Source organism: Cobetia sp. L2A1, assembly GCF_009796845.1.
Lineage (GTDB): Bacteria > Pseudomonadota > Gammaproteobacteria > Pseudomonadales > Halomonadaceae > Cobetia.
In genome coordinates, this window is sequence record NZ_CP047025.1 from 1,149,526 (window position 1) to 1,166,766 (window position 17,241).

The 17,241-nt window shown below is 57.5% G+C and carries 12 protein-coding genes and 1 pseudogene; 11 read left to right on the forward strand and 2 right to left on the reverse strand.

The features are described from left to right. Positions 1-16 precede the first annotated feature (16 nt). The 4 genes and pseudogenes from GQR90_RS04985 (at position 17) to GQR90_RS05000 (ending at position 4,930) form a co-directional block, all read left to right on the forward strand. Positions 17-529 carry a DUF6489 family protein gene (locus GQR90_RS04985; RefSeq protein WP_158773152.1) on the forward strand — a complete coding sequence of 171 codons (513 nt, stop codon included), beginning with the start codon at positions 17-19 and terminating at the stop codon, positions 527-529. A 177-nt stretch (positions 530-706) separates the two neighbouring features. Next, entirely contained in the window at positions 707-1,198 is a 492-nt protein-coding gene (locus tag GQR90_RS04990) for a phasin family protein (RefSeq protein ID WP_158773153.1), read from the forward strand. A 553-nt stretch (positions 1,199-1,751) separates the two neighbouring features. Continuing rightward, positions 1,752-3,482: pseudogene (gene phaC, locus GQR90_RS17595) on the forward strand (class I poly(R)-hydroxyalkanoic acid synthase); the annotation flags it as partial. A gap of 1,085 nt (positions 3,483-4,567) precedes the next feature. Beyond that, the gene (locus GQR90_RS05000; protein ID WP_158773154.1) at positions 4,568-4,930 is read left to right on the forward strand and encodes a hypothetical protein; all 363 of its coding nucleotides are present in this window, start codon (positions 4,568-4,570) and stop codon (positions 4,928-4,930) included. Here the strand turns inward: GQR90_RS05000 and GQR90_RS05005 are convergent. Continuing rightward, complete coding sequence (locus tag GQR90_RS05005; protein WP_158773155.1) at positions 4,927-5,916, reverse strand: IS481 family transposase; 990 nt, start codon at positions 5,914-5,916, stop codon at positions 4,927-4,929. The two genes, GQR90_RS05000 and GQR90_RS05005, sit on opposite strands and share 4 nt — an antisense overlap. 446 nt (positions 5,917-6,362) lie before the next feature. Next, positions 6,363-7,250: a LysR family transcriptional regulator gene (locus GQR90_RS05010; protein WP_158773156.1), complete on the reverse strand. Its 888-nt coding sequence runs from the start codon at positions 7,248-7,250 to the stop codon at positions 6,363-6,365. 320 nt (positions 7,251-7,570) lie between these two features. Here GQR90_RS05010 and leuC point away from each other — a divergent pair, with 320 nt between their 5' ends. The 7 genes from leuC (at position 7,571) to GQR90_RS05045 (ending at position 17,104) form a co-directional block, all read left to right on the forward strand. Then, positions 7,571-9,022 carry a 3-isopropylmalate dehydratase large subunit gene (gene leuC, locus GQR90_RS05015; protein WP_158773157.1) on the forward strand — a complete coding sequence of 484 codons (1,452 nt, stop codon included), beginning with the start codon at positions 7,571-7,573 and terminating at the stop codon, positions 9,020-9,022. A gap of 10 nt (positions 9,023-9,032) precedes the next feature. Continuing rightward, positions 9,033-9,686, forward strand: a complete 654-nt coding sequence (gene leuD / locus GQR90_RS05020; RefSeq protein WP_158773158.1) for a 3-isopropylmalate dehydratase small subunit — start codon at positions 9,033-9,035, stop codon at positions 9,684-9,686. 113 nt (positions 9,687-9,799) lie between these two features. Then, on the forward strand, positions 9,800-10,882 hold the full coding sequence (gene leuB, locus GQR90_RS05025) for a 3-isopropylmalate dehydrogenase (protein WP_158773159.1): 1,083 nt from the start codon (positions 9,800-9,802) through the stop codon (positions 10,880-10,882). Positions 10,883-11,076: 194 nt separating this feature from the next. Further along, positions 11,077-12,198, forward strand: coding sequence for an aspartate-semialdehyde dehydrogenase (asd, locus tag GQR90_RS05030; RefSeq protein ID WP_158773160.1), 1,122 nt, complete (start codon positions 11,077-11,079; stop codon positions 12,196-12,198). Between the two features lie 465 nt (positions 12,199-12,663). Then, complete coding sequence (locus tag GQR90_RS05035; protein ID WP_158773161.1) at positions 12,664-15,402, forward strand: FimV/HubP family polar landmark protein; 2,739 nt, start codon at positions 12,664-12,666, stop codon at positions 15,400-15,402. Continuing rightward, positions 15,402-16,436 carry a tRNA pseudouridine(38-40) synthase TruA gene (gene truA / locus GQR90_RS05040; RefSeq protein WP_158773162.1) on the forward strand — a complete coding sequence of 345 codons (1,035 nt, stop codon included), beginning with the start codon at positions 15,402-15,404 and terminating at the stop codon, positions 16,434-16,436. The genes GQR90_RS05035 and truA overlap by 1 nt, the downstream gene beginning before the upstream one ends. 26 nt (positions 16,437-16,462) lie before the next feature. Beyond that, on the forward strand, positions 16,463-17,104 hold the full coding sequence (locus GQR90_RS05045; RefSeq protein WP_233266437.1) for a phosphoribosylanthranilate isomerase: 642 nt from the start codon (positions 16,463-16,465) through the stop codon (positions 17,102-17,104). Positions 17,105-17,241 lie beyond the last annotated feature (137 nt).

A 17,241-nucleotide genomic window follows, 5' to 3' on the forward strand; every position in this document is an offset into this window, starting at 1 on the left:
CACAAGGAATCCTGCCATGAAGATCAACGTTGAGTTCGACCTCACGCCTCAGGAGTTTCGTCAGGCCATGGGTCTGCCGGATGTGGAAGCCTTTCAGCAGGAGCTGATGGAGCGCTTTCGTCGCCAGATGGAAGCCGGGGTCGAGGGTTACGACCCGATGAGTTTGCTCAAGCCACTGATGACACCGGGCGCAGGTACACCCTTTGCCAAGTTCATGCCGCCCGGGATGGCCGACAGCATGAGCGAAACCTTTGGCAAGTCGGCGGGTGCTGGCGGTCAAGGCGGCGTTCCGGGTGACATGGGGGAGAGCATGGCGCAGGGCATGGCGGCGTTCAATCAGTATCAGAAGATGATGCTCGATACGTTGCAGCAGTTTGGCCAGCAAGGCGCCGCTGGGAATGCAGAGACGGCTAGTGGCGGCGAGCAGAAGGCGACCTCCAGGTCAGCGGAGGCTGAGCGTGACTCTACCGCCGACAAGGCGGGTAGTGATGGTTCCGCCAGTGCGCGTTCACGCAGTAAGCGCAGCTGAACGACTGCCGCGTGGTAGAGGAATCAAGAGGAAAAAGTCACGGGCAATTGCGGTGATGGGATTGCAACCGTTATCGGGTCAGACTAGTCTTTGTGCAGTGCAGCATAGCGCTGTGCTTTGTAGATACGTAGCGTGTCTGCGCGTATCTCCGGTACGGAATCCATGGGAGGGACCGTCATGCAGCAGGATCAAATGTTCAATGCCTTTACCGAGCAGGCCCGCAGCTTTTACCAGCCGATGCGCAAGCTCAATACCCTGATGCTCGACCAGATGAGCAAGGTCGCCGAGTATCAAATGGAGGCCGCCAAGCGCCTGACCGATACCGGTATCGAACGCGCGCGCGCCGCTACCGAAGTGAAAGGGATTGAGGGGCTCAGCGAATTCAGCAATCGCCAGGTCGAAGTCGTCAGCGAGCTATCTCAGCAGATGATGGATGATGCCATGAGGCTGGCCGAGATGAGTAGCGAGATGCGCACCCAGCTCGAACAGGCCTACTCTGATGCAGGCAAGCACGAGGCCAGCAAGTACGAGGCCAGCAAGTACGAGGCCAGCAAGTACGAGGCCAGCAAGTACGAGGCCAGCAAGTACGACGCTGAAAAGACCTCTTCTGCGGCATCTACCGCTAGCAGCAAGCCAGCGAGTGCCGTCAGCCGCGCCAAACAAGGCTGATATATTCAAAAGGCTGGCGTTCGCGTCAGCCTTTTTGTGGGCCGCGTTCAGGGATTGCCCTTGCGACATGGACGGGCGCATGCTGAAGGCGCTCCTGTCGAGTGATCTTCGACACCTTGGCAAGAGGTAGTTTGACAAAAAGATAGTTTGGCAAGAAATAGTAGCTCGTTTTACCTGCGCGTTTGAAAGGGCCTTGCTTGGTTCGAGCGCATTGGAAAGCGGACTACCATGTTCGTCATGGTCAGTCATGGCATGCCTTTGAGGGTTGAGAGCGCATGCCGTCGCAGTGCAGGTCGCCAATGACGGCAACCGGTCAACGTGTTTGACCCAGGCACTGTTACGGGACGGAAGGATTCGGTTCGATTGAATAGCGCATGTCGGCATCTGTTCGACAGCCATGTTTCGATAGCCAATGACAAGGAGGAAGGGCGATATGCACTCAGCCCAGCAGCAGGCGTTCACTCAGGCGTTTTCCAGCCTGTTTCCCGAGGGAGCGGATGGCGGTGAATGGACCAGTGTGGTCCAGGAAGCCAGCACCCAATATCAGGCACTGATGAGCGATATGCTGGAGAAGCTATGGCCCAGCGCCGCCGCCTCCACCATCTACGATGAGATGGGCAGTTGCTTCAAGGCCGGTGCTGAAGCACTGGCTCGTGATCCTCAGCTACTGATGTCGACCCAGACTCGCTTGTTCCAGGACCAGATGGCTCTGCTGCAAGGCACGCTACGTGAGATGGGCGGCGAAACCGTGGAACCGGTGATTTCGCCTGCGCGCTCCGATCGTCGCTTCCGTGATGAGGCGTGGCAAAACGAACCCTATTACCACTTCCTTGTGCAGCAGTACCTACTGTTCTCGCGTGCCGTCAATGAGATGCTGAGCGGCATTCAAGGCCTGCCGACAGAGCAGAAGCGCAATCTCGAATTCTATGCGCGGCAGTATGTCAGTGCCTTCTCGCCGTCCAATTTTGCTTCTACCAATCCAGAAGTGCAGCGTGCCACGCGTGAAACCGGCGGGCGCAACCTGATTGATGGTCTCAAGCGCTTGCGTGAGGATTTGGGCAACTCCGCCGAGGGTATCAATGTCGCGATGACCGACACTGAAGCCTTCCGTCTGGGGGACAATATCGCCGTGACGCCAGGTGATGTGGTCTTCGAGAACGAGCTGATCCAGTTGATTCAATATCGTCCGGCGACCGAGAAGGCGTTCAGCACGCCACTATTGGTTGTGCCGCCATGGATCAACAAGTACTACATCCTCGATCTGCGTCAGGACAACTCGATGGTGCGCTGGCTGGTCGAGCAGGGCCATACGGTGTTTCTGATCTCATGGCGCAATCCGGGGCCAGGGCAGCGTGATCTGACCTGGGCGGATTACATGCAGATGGGGCCGCTGGCGGCAATGGACGCCATGGAACAGGCGACCGGTGAGAAGCAGGTCAATATTCTGTCCTACTGCATCGGCGGCACGCTGACGGCCAGCACCATGGCCTACCTGGCGGCAGAGAAGCAGGCAGACCGCGTGCGCTCCGTCAGCTACATGGCGACGCTGCAGGACTTCTCTGATCCCGGTGAGATCGGTGTCTTCCTCAATGAGCCGGTGCTGCAAGGGCTAGAGAAACAGATGGAGAAGGACGGCTATCTGGATGGCCGCGTGATGGCGTTCTCCTTCAATCTGCTGCGTGAGAATGATCTTTTCTGGTCGTTCTATGTCGCCAACTATCTCAAGGGCGAAGCGCCGACGGCGTTTGATCTGCTGTACTGGAATACCGATGGCACCAACCTGCCGGCTGGTACGCATGCCTGGTATCTGCGCCACATGTATCTGGAAAACCGCCTGATTCAGCCCGGTGGTATCGAGCTGGATGGCGTGGCGATCGATCTCTCGCAGATCGAAACACCGTGTTATTGGGTCTCGGCGCGTGAAGACCATATCGCCAAGTGGCAGACCACCTACACCGGCACCCAGCTGCCGAAGTCTTCCATCAAGCGCTTTGTCCTTGGCGGTTCTGGTCACATTGCCGGTATCGTCAATCCGCCGCAGAAGAACAAGTACGGCTACGTCACCAATGACAGTCTGCCGGCCTCCGCTGATGCCTGGCTTGAAGGTGGTGAAGACCACGAAGGCTCGTGGTGGAATGACTGGCAGTCCTGGATGACGGACAACGGCTTCGTGGACCCCAAGAAGCAAGTCGCTGCCCGTGTGCCAGGCAAAGGCAAGCTTTCCGTGATCGAAGAAGCACCGGGTCGTTATGTCCGTCAGACCATTCCTGAAGTGTTGGGTCAGGCGGTACCGGAAGAGGTTGCCAGTGCTGTCGAGGCTCAACTCAAGGGCGTGCGCGACGTGCAGCAAACGGCCGAGAAGACGATGACTGATGCGCTCAAGCAGGTCACGTTACCGCTGGAAGAGATGATGTCGGCGATGACGGGTGGTGCCACCAAGCCCAAGGATGATGATGCCTCCAAGGGCGCATCGGCCAAGACGGGTGGCAACTCCTCTCAGGCGGCGAATGATGCCACGGCTAGCCCGAAAGCGTCGGGCGCTGCTGCCAAGAAGTCTGCAGCATCCCAAGGTGCTGCTTCCAAAGCATCGGCTTCAAAAGCGCCAGCTTCCAAGCCATCGACGGCAGCGACGCCCAAGTCCTCTGCTTCCAAGCCATCGACGGCAGCGACGCCCAAGGCCTCTACTGCCAAGCCATCGACGGCAGCGACGCCCAAAGCCTCTGCTGCCAAGCCATCGACGGCAGCGACGCCCAAAGCCTCTGCTGCCAAGCCATCGACTGCAGCGACGCCCAAGACCTCTGCTGCCAAGCCATCGACGGCAGCGACGCCCAAGACCTCTGCTGCCAAGCCATCGACGGCAGCGACGCCCAAGGCCTCTACTGCCAAGCCATCGACGGCAGCGACGCCCAAGGCCTCTGCTGCCAAGCCGTCGACGGCAGCGACGCCCAAGGCCTCTGCTGCCAAGGCATCGACTGCCAAGCCCGCAACCTCCAAACCGACTACTGGCGAAGCGACTGGCAGTACTTCCACCGCCAAGCCAGCGTCATCCAGCGCGGCTACATCGAAAGAAAAAGGCAATACCAGTACCGCTGCCAGCAAGCCTACAGAGACGAATAAGGCTGCCACGCCGAGCAATAGCACGTCGGCCAGCAAGCCTACTGCTACCAAGGTAGCGGAAGAGGCCAAGAAGGACGGCGCCAAGCCTGCGGCGAACAAGACAGCTAGCGGGTCGGAGGAGTCGGATAAAAGCTGAGAAGCTCGGTAAAATATTTAGCCTATAGTAATAAAGCCAGCCGTTTTAGGCTGGCTTTTTAGTAACAATTTGTTTTGTTGATAATGATGGTTTATACCGTGATTGTGGAGAGCGATATGAATAATAAAAGGAAAAAACCTAGGCTTAAGTCTATAGTGAGGGAAAACATCAGAGCTGTAGGTGTTGTTAAAGATAATGTGGTAGAGCGAGAGAAGATAATATCTGCTTTAAATGATGAAAGATATTCTGTGAGGATATTTCCGGGCATCGCTAAACAGTTTGGTGTTAATGAAAGAGATATAGTTAAGATATTTAAGTCAGATGAGTATTTATTACATAAAGCAAAAATACTTAGGCGTAAATCAGCATCTGGCGATTATTTGATCACCACCAAGGCGCGGTTTTCTAAAACTGCATCTTTTATGGATCGCTTCATCGATATATTCTCCACAAAAAGGGTGGATATAGGTGATGTCTAGTTGTCGGGTCCCGTCTGATTAACTACGAGCTTAGTGAATAACTCCGGCCGTTCGGCTTGCCATTCCTTCATCGCTGCGATTGGCGCCTTGTGATGTAGTGCCTTCTGAGGAATGTGGTAGTTATATAGCCAGCAATAACGCTCAAGCGTCTGTTCCAAGTCCTCACTTGAGTCATAGCGCCGAGTCGCCAATACATCACTGATACGGCCATTGAAGCGCTCCACCATCCCGTTCGTCTGCGGTCTTCCCGGTTTGATCAATCGATGTTCGATACCATGGCTTTGGCACTCCTGATCGAATAGATGGCGCCCGCTGGGCCTACGTTCACCTCCCACGGTGAAACGATCGGTAAATGATTTGCCGTTGTCAGTGAGCACGGTGTGAATCGTGAAGGGAGCCTTCTCCTTCACCCGCTTCATGAACGCCTGGGCGTCCTTCGCAGATTGGCTTGATCTGACCTCCAGATATACCCAGCGAGTGGCGCGATCAATCGCGACGTAGAGATAGCGCTTCTGATCTTCGTCAGGCATTTGGGGAAGGTGCTTGATATCGATGTGCACATATCCGGGCTCATAATCCTTGAAAGGCCGGTGTTTGGGCTTCTCGTCCCCTTCCGCATCTCGCCGCGCCAGCTTGGCGAGAGTCGGCACATCACGTCGTTTGAGCATGCGCTGAAGCGCGGAACGTGACAGCTTGGGGTTCAGGAATTCACGCGCGACGACAAGTAGATCATCAAGCCCCAGGCGTATCAGTTCGCGGGTGGCGATGACCACCTCCTCCTGTTCAGAGGTCAGAGTCGCCAGCAGGTTATGGCGTGTGTGTGAGCGATCCTGGATATGATCACGGTAACGCCAGCGCTGGATGGTTGAGATGCTGACCCCAAACTGACGAGCGAGATCTTTGTTCGTCATGCTGGCAGGAGCTGCTTGGATGTCGGCACGAATTTTCGGTGTCGTCGTCGCTTGCTTATGCAGCTTGATGTCCATGAAGCCTTTCCTGAATAAATTGCTTGATGAGCTCACAAGAGGCTAACAAAGGATAGCTTCGTTGTGAAATTTGATCATCCGGCACCCTACATCTAGTCTTCAAGCATATGATTTATTGTTAGAAAATTTTCATTTGGTAATAATTGCATCGTTGGGTGGATTTATACTCGCATCTTTTAAGATATGTGAATATATGGGGCGCGCGGCGGAGGATAAGGTCACAAAGACAAGAGCGTGTGTTAGGTATACTTTTCTTTTTATATGTCTTGGGTTTTTAGGTGCCGTGGTTTCATCTATTTATATAATTTCGGGGGAAAGCATGGGGGCAATAGTAGCTTTTCAGATAGGGCTTACTTCACCCGCGATAATAGGAAGTATGATTTCCGCTGTAGCTAATAATGAAGCTAGAAAGCCAGTTGTGATTCAAGAAGGAGCATGAGTTTACGCTAGCCTCGCGACGCCGCATCCCTCGCACCTTCCAGTAATTCAATCATGGCGCTGGCGGCGTTCGAGAGGGTGCGGTTGTTGTGATAGAGATAACCGAGCTGGCGTTCGATGGGGCGGTGGTCGATGGGCAGGATTTCGATATCACCGTCGATCATGCTTTCCGGCAGTACGCTCCAACCCAGGCCGATGGCAACCATCATCTTGAGGGTCTCGAGATAGTTGGTGGACATCGAGACCTCCACTGACAGGCCATCGCGCGCGAAGGTGTCGATGACGATGCCGCGCGTGAAAGTCAGGTGGCCCGGCAGCACGGCGTCATGCTGCGAGAGGGCCGACAGCGGCAATGCCTTGTGGCCTGCCAACGGATGATCGCGTCCGCAGACGAAGCGCATCTGGTCCAGCCACACCGGTACCACCGTCAGGTTGGGATCTCGATGTGGTGCCAGCGTGACGACGGCCAGTTCCAGCTCCCCATCCAGAACCCCTTGATAGGCCTGTTCCGAATCCAGAAAGCGCATGTCCATGCGCACTTCGGGGTGGGCGAGGGTGAATGCCTTGAGCAGCGGTGGCAGACGATGCAATCCCACGTGGTGACTGGTCGCCATCGTCAGGCTGCCTTTCACCTCACCCGAAAGATTGCGCAGGGCACGTCGCGTGTCATCGTGCATCACCAGGATGGCACGCGCCCGCGGTAGCAAGATATTGCCCGCCTCGGTGAGCGTGACGCGACGCCCGATACGGTCAAACAGACGTGCGCCGTGCAGCTGCTCCAGTACGGCAATACGCTTGGAGACCGCAGGCTGCGTCAGGTGCAGCTGCTCCGCGGCCAGCGAGAAGGACGCCGCTTCGGCCACGGCCACAAAAGCCTGTAAAGAGGGTGTGTCCATGACGAAGCGCTATCCTTGTTGATATCTGACCATCACTCGACTTCGTGAGAGGCTGTCAGCACGTTGACGCGGAAGTGACTGGTATTCCTGAAAGGAATCCAAAGCATAAAAAAGATGAATTGGTTTTATGCTACCGCGACGCGTACTCTGAATCCATACCAGACGGGGCTGAACGTCGGAGTGAACGCTTTCTTTCACGCGTGACCCTTCGCCCGCCACGTCGCCATCAACACTGGACGACACACCCTCATCAAGGGGCCGTTACGAGCCCCGAGGCAGCAAAAGCGCCGCAGCGCGTGCGCAACGAGGAGACCTGACACATGGCCAGCCAGACCCTTTATGACAAGTTGTGGGACCAGCATCTGGTCAAGCAACGCGAGGACGGTACTGCACTTATCTATATCGACCGTCACCTGCTGCACGAAGTGACGTCGCCGCAGGCGTTTGAAGGGCTGCGTCTGGCCGGTCGCAAGCCGTGGCGTCTGGATGCCAACCTGGCAACGCCGGACCACAACGTGCCGACCTCTCTCAAGGAGCGCGCAGCGGGTATCGCGGGCATCGAGGATGAAACCTCACGCATTCAGGTGCAGACCCTCGACGATAACTGCAACAGCTTCAACATCGAGCAGTTCACCATCAATGATGCGCGTCAGGGCATCGTGCACGTGGTCGGGCCGGAGCAGGGCGCGACCTTGCCGGGCATGACTGTGGTGTGTGGCGATTCCCACACCGCGACCCATGGTGCCTTTGGGGCATTGGCGCACGGCATCGGCACCTCCGAGGTCGAGCACGTGCTCGCGACCCAGTGCCTGATCCAGCGCAAGATGAAGAACATGTTAGTGCGCGTCGATGGCCGTCTTGGCACCGGCGTCACCGCCAAGGATGTCGTGTTGGCCATCATCGGTGAAATCGGGACGGCCGGCGGTACTGGTTACGCGATTGAATTCGGCGGTTCCGCGATCAGCGACATCTCGATGGAAGGTCGCATGACCATCTGCAACATGGCGATCGAGGCCGGCGCGCGCGTGGGTCTGGTGGGTGTCGATGACATCACCATCAACTACCTGCGTGAGCGCCCGTATGCACCGACTGCCGCTCAGTGGGACGCCGCCGTGGCTGACTGGCGCGAGCTGACCTCTGATACCGATGCCGCGTTTGACAAGGTCGTGGTGCTCCAGGCGGAAGAGATCGAGCCGCAGGTCACCTGGGGCACCAGTCCTGAACAGGTCACCAATATTCACGGTGTCGTGCCGGACCCGGCTGCCGTCAGCGATGAGACCGAAGCGCGTGGCATCGTGCGTGCACTCGAATACATGGGCCTCAGCGCGCATCAGAAGATCACCGATATCAAGCTGGATCGCGTCTTCATCGGCTCTTGCACCAACTCGCGTATCGAAGACTTGCGTGAAGCGGCGCGCGTTGCCGAAGGCCGCACCGTGGCGGCAAGCCTCAAGCAGGCGATGGTCGTGCCGGGCTCTGGCCTGGTGAAAGCGCAGGCCGAAGCAGAAGGGCTGCACGAGATCTTCCTCGCGGCAGGCTTTGAATGGCGTGAGCCGGGCTGCTCCATGTGTCTGGCGATGAACGCCGACAAGCTGGGTGCTGGCGAACACTGTGCTTCGACATCCAACCGTAACTTCGAAGGCCGCCAAGGTTTCGGTGGGCGTACGCACCTCGTCAGCCCGGCCATGGCTGCTGCCGCTGCGATTGCCGGTCACTTCGTTGATGTTCGTGACTTTGCCCCCATCACTACCCCCAACACCAACGCCGCTTAGGAGGCCCGACATGGAAAAGTTCATTCGCCAGCAGGGCCTCGTGGCACCGCTTGATCGTGCCAATGTCGATACCGACTTGATCATTCCCAAGCAGTTCCTGAAGTCGATCAAGCGGACCGGTTTCGGGCCGAACCTCTTCGATGAGCTGCGTTATCTTGACGAAGGCTATATCGGGCAGGACGTCAGCAAGCGCCCGCTGAACACCGAATTCGTGCTCAACCAGCCGCGTTATGCTGGTGCAAGCGTACTGCTCGCGCGCCGTAACTTCGGCTGTGGTTCCTCGCGTGAACACGCCCCGTGGGCGCTGACTGATTTTGGTTTCCGCGTGGTCATCGCGCCGAGCTTCGCCGATATCTTCTACAACAACTCGTTCAAGAATGGCCTGTTGTTGATCACCCTGGATGAGGCAACGATTGAGCGTCTGTTCACGGAAGCCGAAGGCGTCGAAGGCTATCGGCTTGATGTCGATCTCGCCGCACAGACGGTCAATACGCCGTCAGGGGAAGCGATTGCCTTTGAGGTGGATGGTTTCCGCAAGCATTGCCTGATGGAAGGCCTCGATGATATCGGCCTGACCCTCAAGGATCAGGACGCCATCGACAGCTTCGAGACTCGCCACCGGGCGACGCGTCCGTGGCTGTTCCGCGATGGCCAGCCGGCCTGATAGCCAACGCATGATTTGTCATGACTCGCCGCCATCACGTGCGGCGAGTTCCGTTTCAGTTCTGGCGGTGAACCGTCAGTGTTGCCGGAAATTTCCGGCCCAAGGAGTTCCAGATGAGCCGCAATATCCTGATTCTGCCCGGCGATGGCATCGGCCCGGAAATTACTGCTGAGGCGGTCAAGATTCTTGAAGCTGCGCGTGATGGCGGTCTGGATATCACGATGAGCGAAGGCAAGGTCGGCGGCGCAGGCTATGACGCGGCTGGTCATCCGCTGCCCGAGGCGACGCTGGACGCTGCCAAGGCAGCCGATGCGATTCTGCTGGGTGCTGTCGGCGGCCCGAAGTGGGACAAGATTGAAGATATCTCGCTGCGTCCGGAGCGTGGTCTGCTGGGGTTGCGCAAGGAGCTTGAGCTCTTCGCCAACCTGCGTCCGGCGATTCTCTACCCGCAGCTGGCCGAGGCCTCAAGCCTCAAGCCGGAAGTGGTTTCCGGGCTGGACATCATGATCGTGCGCGAGCTGACCGGCGGCATCTATTTCGGCCAGCCGCGCGGCATCGAGACGCGTGACGGCCAGCGTGTCGGCTACAACACCTACGTCTACTCCGAGTCAGAGATCGAGCGTATCGGTCGTACAGCTTTCGAGCTTGCCCAGAAGCGTGGCAAGAAGCTGTGCAGCGTCGACAAGGCCAACGTGCTGGAAGTCACCATGCTATGGCGTGAAGTGATGGAGCGCATCGCTGCGGACTATCCGGATGTCGAGCTGACTCACATGTACGTCGATAATGCCGCCATGCAGCTGGTGCGTGCGCCGAAGCAGTTCGATGTGATGGTGACGGGCAACATGTTCGGCGACATCCTGTCGGATGAGGCTTCCATGCTGACAGGCTCCATCGGCATGCTGCCGTCCGCGTCACTGAATGCCGATGGCAAGGGCATGTACGAGCCGTGTCATGGTAGTGCACCGGACATCGCGGGCCAGGGCATTGCCAACCCACTGGCGACCATCCTCTCTGTTGCGATGATGCTACGTTATACATTCAATGAAGCCGCATGGGCCGAGCGCATCGAGAAAGCCGTGGGTGTGGTGCTGGATGAAGGTCTGCGCACGGCGGATATCGCGTATGCCGGCACCCGCAAGGTGAGCACCTCCGAGATGGGTGATGCTGTGCTGGCGGCCTTCAAGGCGCAGCTCTGATAACGAATGAGAATCATCGGGCAGCGTGACGTGCATCGTCATGTTGCCGTTTCACGACTCACGGCTGGAGCGTCGATACACTTGCCAATGCCTGAGCGCTCAGGAATGGGGTGGGTGTGCTCGCAGTGAGTCATCTTGCAGATGATGGAGTGTGATACCTCTCATCAGGCTGTGCATGAACAAGGAGAATGAACATGTTGAAGGTCGGATTCGTCGGATGGCGTGGCATGGTCGGTTCTGTGCTGATGCAGCGGATGCGTGATGACAACGATTTTGCGGGCATTGAGCCGGTATTCTTCTCTACCTCGCAAGTCGGTCAGCCCGGCCCTGACGTCGGTGCCCCGGTGCCGGCGCTACAGGACGCGACAGATATCGCAGCACTGAAAGCACTGGATGTCATCGTGACTTGTCAGGGTGGCGATTACACCAAACAGGTCTTTGGCCCGTTGCGTGAAGCCGGATGGAAGGGCGATTGGATTGACGCGGCATCGACGTTGCGCATGGACAAGGACGCGGTGCTGGTGCTGGACCCCGTCAATCGCCATGTCATTGATCAGAAGATCGGCACGGGTGCCAATACCTTCGTCGGCGGCAACTGCACTGTCAGCTTGATGCTGATGGGGCTGGGTGGTCTGTTCGAGGCTGGGATGATCGAGTGGATGACCTCCATGAGTTATCAGGCGGCGTCTGGTAGCGGTGCCCGCCATATGCGTGAACTGCTGACCCAGATGGGACAGCTCAACGGTAGCGTAGCCGCTGAGCTTGCCGATCCGGCCAGTGCGATTCTCGACATTGATCGCAAGGTGACAGCCACCATGCGCGGCGACGACTTCGCGACTCAGCAGTTCGGTGCTCCGCTGGCCGGTTCATTGCTGCCGTGGATTGATTCCGCGATGGAGACCGGGCAGACGCGCGAAGAGTGGAAGGCGGGTGTCGAGGCCAACAAGATTCTCGATAGCCAGGGTAATCCGATCGTGATCGATGGCCTGTGTGTGCGTATCGGTGCGATGCGTTCTCACTCCCAGGCGTTCACCATCAAACTCAAGCAGGATGTGCCGCTGGATGAGATCGAAGACCGCATCGCCAAGCACAATGATTGGGTCAAGGTGGTCGCCAACACCAAGGAAGACAGCATCAAGCATCTGACGCCTGCTGCCGCGACTGGCACGTTGACAGTGCCGGTCGGTCGTCTGCGCAAGCTGGCGATGGGCGGTGAATACCTGTCCGCCTTCAGTGTCGGCGATCAATTGCTCTGGGGGGCTGCGGAGCCGCTCAAGCGTATGCTGACGATCCTGCGTGAGCATCGCGGCGCCTGATAGTGGCTGTGCTGGCATGGTGTGTCGCTGAGCTTTCAGGCTCTCGATAAATAAACGATGAAAACAACGCCCTCGGCTCTCATTGGAGTCGGGGGCGTTGCTTTTTCCACATGCACGGCAGTTAATGTGACAAGGCGCTTTACAATTGACACGTCAAAGCATGATTATTTTCATGCTTTGACGGTACCTTTTCTGTGATTTTTACTGCTGTTTTTCATGCATGATGGCGGGTATTAGTTTTTCGTGGATATCGTTACATTGGTATCGGCGAGCTGGTCACTCGCGGTATCTCGTATGTCTGGCCTATTCTTGAGTTGTCATTGGGCCTGTAGCGTTGAAACTATTGCGGTATCAGAGACGCCTTCTGTCATTCTCGGGGCGCACTCTCTGGTATCTTGTATGTAAGAATACGTAACATAATGAGCAGGTCGGGCAATGATTAGGCCGCATACGAAGGGACACTCAATGGGACGCAAGCTTCCTCTCGCACTGGCGGTCTCGTTCGCCATCTTCAGTGCACAGGCCTTGGCAGTCGGCATGGAATCGCCACGGTTGCGTTCGAACCTGAACCAACCGCTCGATGCACGTATCGGCTTGACGGAGACCTCGGGTCTCGATGCGAGTCTGATCAAGGCCAATGTTTCTGACTCCGCCTCTTTCACGCGTGCCGGAGTCGACCGCAGTTACGTCAGTGATGACGTCAAGGTCACCGTCAAGCGGCAGGGGGGGGGGTACTATCTTCAGCTGACAACCAGCGGGGCAGTACGTGAGCCCTATGTTGATCTATTGCTGGATGTCGAGTGGCCCAATGGCAAGCTGCAGCGTCAAGTGACGTTGCTGTTTGATCCGGCGGGTTACTCGAGTCAACCGGCACTGGTGACTGCCGCGGGTGCGCGCTCGCGACCGCTGGCGACCAATGACTCGACCCCTACGCGTTCGGTGGTCTTCCGTGACAATGGCCAATCTGGCCAATCAGAGGCATCTACACGCAGTACGTCTTCCAGCAGTGGCTCTGGCACTTCTCCGTCTAGCATCAAGGTGCGTAGCGGTGATTCGCTGTGGACGATTGCCCGTCGCGTGCGTCCGGATGCCAGTGTCAGTATTCGCCAGGCGATGCTGGCCATTCAGGCTGCCAATGAAGACGCCTTCCCTGGTGGTAATATCAACAAGTTGCGGGCAGGGGCCGTGTTGAAGGTGCCGGACCGCGACGCCATGTTGGGTCGCTCGCGCAGTGCTGCTGATCGTGAGATTCGTGAGCAATATCAGAAGTGGGTTGCTGGGGCCCAGGGCAATACGATTCCAGCGCCCGCCAGCAAGCCGGCTAGCGACTCTTCAGATGCTGGCAGCAAGACTGATGCCGCTTCACCGACGACAGCCACGGCCAATACCAAGGGGCCGGCGACTGCCGGTGCTGATGGCAAGCCGCGTCTGACATTGATTGACGAAGACAGCAGCCAGCCGAACAGTGCGGGGTCCAAGGCGCGGATATCGGTGGGCAATCAGCAGGCGATTGATGAGTTGTCCGATCGTCTCGAGTCACTCGAAGATCAGTTGTTGACCAATCAGCAGCGCCTCGATCAGCTCGAGAAGGAACGCGATGACCTGCGCAGTGAAGTGGCCTCCCTGCGCAGTGAAGTTGGACAGCTGCGTGCCTCGTTGTCAGAGCGTACCGAACAGTTGGAAACCGCCAAGGTGTTGTTGGCCAAGCAGAATCGCCTACTCGTCAACAGTGGTATTACGCCGCTGATGTTACCGGAGAGCCTGGTAGCTGCTGGCGTTGATCTTGGGCAGCCACGTGACGGTGAAGGCAACCTGGTATTGCCGGAGCAACCGTGGCCGCAGGCGACCTGGAAATGGCTACAGGATAATCTGGCTATTGTGTGGGGCGTCGCAGGTGCCGTACTGCTGTTGCTATTGCTGTTGCTGCGTCGCCGTTCCGGCCCGAAAGATGATGAGGGCATGAGCTTTGCCGATGCTGTGCGCAGCAAGGATGAACCTGCAATGGACAGCCCGCGGGCTTTCCCGGATACCTTTGCGGCGTCATCCGCTGCTGCAAGCCGCGATGCATCCTCCGTTGATAAAGCCGCCTTGTCAGTGCGGCGTGGCGTTCATGGCGTCGAGCCACTGTCACAGCCTGAGTCTGCTGTCATCAGTGAGGCTGATATCTTTATCGCCTATGGGCGTTTTGATCAGGCTCAGGCCTTGCTTGAAGCAGGTTTGGCAGAAGATCCTGCGCGCCAGGATCTGCGTGTGAAGCTGATGGGCGTACATGGTGAGCTGGGCAACGCTGATGGGCTGCACCTCGAAGGAGAAAAGGTCATGGCGGCCGGTAGCGAGGAAGAGCGCGAGGAAGCTCAAGCGTTGATGAGTCGCTACAGCAAGGTTGGCAGCACACTGCTCGCTGTTGCAGGTGGTGCGATGAGTCAGTCGGGCCGCAAGGTGTCGCATCTGTCAGGTGTGGCGAATCAGCGTTCCCCGTCTGTGTCCTCAACACCGAATGACGTGAGTGCGGCGGATGCTGATGCGTATGAAGCCACGCAGGAGAGTGCCGGCACTGATCATTCTGATGTAGGCCCTGTCGTCAAAGGCCCTGCTGCTGACGACTCTGTCGCTGACGACCCGGGCGTAGCATTCGAGCCGGGGCTCAAAGGTACTCTTGCCGAGTCGCGTAAGCCGGCACGTGAATCAAGTACCTTGAGTGACAATGTCATTGATTATCAGGCGCCTGAGCTGACATTGAATGCTACGGAAACACCGGTCGTGACCGCTATGCCTAAAAACGCTGATAGCGAGCTAAAAGGTGAGTCGGTTGAGTTTACCTCTCTGCATACTGACAGTGATGCGCAAGAGACATCAGTCTCGTCGAACGACATGGACTCGGAAGATGAGCTGCCGTCGCCAGACAGCATGACGATCGAGGAAGTTGAGGTGCCGCGTCGCGATATCTCTGAATTCGAGGTCGAGGAAGTGGCGTTCGAGTCTGGGGATCTGGATAATGCCGGCTACTCCTCTGCTGACATGGCAGGGGCAGGGGCTGGCGCCCAGGATGCCAAGGCTTTCCAGCAGTTGGAGAAAGCCCGTCAGTTACTGGTGGATGGTGATGATGAACAGGCAGCAGCGTTGCTTGAACCTCTGGCCACTGCCAGTGATGACATGATCCGTGAAGAGGCGCTGGCGTTGATGGAGCGCTTTGGTCTGACCTGATGCCCTTTTTTACACCGCTGGATGATAACGAAAAACGCCCGGGGCGCATTGCTCTGGGCGTTGAATATGATGGCACTCGCTACTGTGGTTGGCAGCGCCTGAGTCATGCACCTTCGGTGCAGGAATCACTCGAGAAGGCGCTGTCAAAAGTGGCGTCGACTCCCATTACCGTGCATTGCAGTGGTCGCACCGATTCCGGTGTGCATGCCGTGCGTCAGGTTGTACATTTCGACACCCCTATCGGCCGTAGCCGCAAGGCATGGCGTATGGGTGGCAATGTCAATCTTCCCCCCGATATCGGTATTCATTGGGCTGTTCCAGTGCCTGGTGATTTCCACGCTCGCTTCAGCGCCATTGCGCGACGTTATCGCTACATCATTGTCAATCAGCCTTTTCGGCCTGTGATGGAGCGTCATAACGTGACCTGGTGTCGTGATCCTCTCGACGTTTCAGCCATGCAGGCGGCGGCAGCGCATCTGGTCGGTGAGCTTGATTTCTCCGCTTTCCGCGCTGCTGGTTGCCAGTCGCGCTCTCCGCGACGGCATATGCATTTCATCGAGGTCAGTCGCCACGGTCATATGGTGATGATTGATATTCAGGGCAACGCCTTCCTGCATCATATGGTGCGCAATGTAGCCGGCACCCTGATGACGATTGGGCGTGGTGAGAAACCGGTAGAGTGGATTGTCGAACTGATGCGCGGTGGTGATCGCACACGCTCGAGCGCTACGGCCTCTGCGTGTGGCCTGCACTTTGTCGATGTCATCTATCCGCCACGTTATCAGCTACCCAAGGAGCCGCTAGGGCCGGGGTTGATGGCACATCTGGGGGAGTGGACTGGTGAGCGTCCGCTACCAGACTGTCCGATGGCGCGCTCTCGCATTGCACGGGCTGAAGCCGAGGGGGCTGAAGAGGCGCGGGCCGCAGGTCAGTTGAGTGAGATCGAGGCGATTCGCATGGCTGACGCTGCGCGAGAAGCCGAGCGCATCAGTCGCGAGCATGAGCAGGCAATTCCTGCGGCAGGTAGCCGGTAGACGAACACGCTGAACGGAGAGCGCGCATGACAGATACGATGTCCTCGAGATATAGCCGTACACGCATCAAGATCTGTGGTCTGACGCGTGAGCAGGATATTACCGCCGCTGTGGCTGCCGGTGCCGATGCACTGGGTTTCGTATTGTGGGCTGGCAGCAAGCGTGCGGTGGACATTGAACGTCTGGCTGAGCTGTCTCGCCATGTTCCGGCCTTCGTGACGCGAGTCGGACTGTTTGTGGATGCCAATGAGACTGAGGTTATCGCCGCCGCGCCTTATCTCGATCTTTTGCAGTTTCATGGTAATGAAACGCCTGAGATGTGCCGTGCATTCGGTCGTCCGTATATCAAGGCGTTGCGCATGCGCGATGGAATTGATCTGGCAGCAGAGGTGTTGCGTTACCACGATGCGCGAGGAATATTACTGGATGCCTATCGTCCAGGCGTGCCTGGCGGTACTGGCGAGACGTTTGACTGGTCGCGAATTCCTGCAGGGCTACCTCTGCCGGTGATACTGGCAGGTGGGCTTGAAGCACACAATGTGGCCACTGCAGTGGAACAGGTGACACCTTACGCGGTCGATGTCTCTGGTGGCGTCGAGTCTGCGCCCGGTGAAAAGGATGTTGAGCGTATGCAGGCATTCTGTCGTGAAGTGCTTTCTCGCATCTGAGCGCACGCTTGTCGCGGAGTCGCTGCAACGCCCAATTGGTATCTCGCACTACCCGCAAGGGGGGCGAAACCGCTACAATGATCCCCAGAATTTGGAAATTGGCCGTACGACCAATGGGTTGCACGGACTTTTTCTTT

Bases quoted from the DNA above. Each gene is read 5' to 3' on its own strand.
- GQR90_RS04985 (WP_158773152.1), top strand. From the start codon at position 17: ATGAAGATCAACGTTGAGTTCGACCTCACGCCTCAGGAGTTTCGTCAG.
- GQR90_RS04990 (WP_158773153.1), top strand. From the start codon at position 707: ATGCAGCAGGATCAAATGTTCAATGCCTTTACCGAGCAGGCCCGCAGC.
- GQR90_RS05000 (WP_158773154.1), top strand. From the start codon at position 4,568: ATGAATAATAAAAGGAAAAAACCTAGGCTTAAGTCTATAGTGAGGGAA.
- GQR90_RS05005 (WP_158773155.1), bottom strand. From the start codon at position 5,916: ATGGACATCAAGCTGCATAAGCAAGCGACGACGACACCGAAAATTCGT.
- GQR90_RS05010 (WP_158773156.1), bottom strand. From the start codon at position 7,250: ATGGACACACCCTCTTTACAGGCTTTTGTGGCCGTGGCCGAAGCGGCG.
- leuC (WP_158773157.1), top strand. From the start codon at position 7,571: ATGGCCAGCCAGACCCTTTATGACAAGTTGTGGGACCAGCATCTGGTC.
- leuD (WP_158773158.1), top strand. From the start codon at position 9,033: ATGGAAAAGTTCATTCGCCAGCAGGGCCTCGTGGCACCGCTTGATCGT.
- leuB (WP_158773159.1), top strand. From the start codon at position 9,800: ATGAGCCGCAATATCCTGATTCTGCCCGGCGATGGCATCGGCCCGGAA.
- asd (WP_158773160.1), top strand. From the start codon at position 11,077: ATGTTGAAGGTCGGATTCGTCGGATGGCGTGGCATGGTCGGTTCTGTG.
- GQR90_RS05035 (WP_158773161.1), top strand. From the start codon at position 12,664: ATGGGACGCAAGCTTCCTCTCGCACTGGCGGTCTCGTTCGCCATCTTC.
- truA (WP_158773162.1), top strand. From the start codon at position 15,402: ATGCCCTTTTTTACACCGCTGGATGATAACGAAAAACGCCCGGGGCGC.
- GQR90_RS05045 (WP_233266437.1), top strand. From the start codon at position 16,463: ATGACAGATACGATGTCCTCGAGATATAGCCGTACACGCATCAAGATC.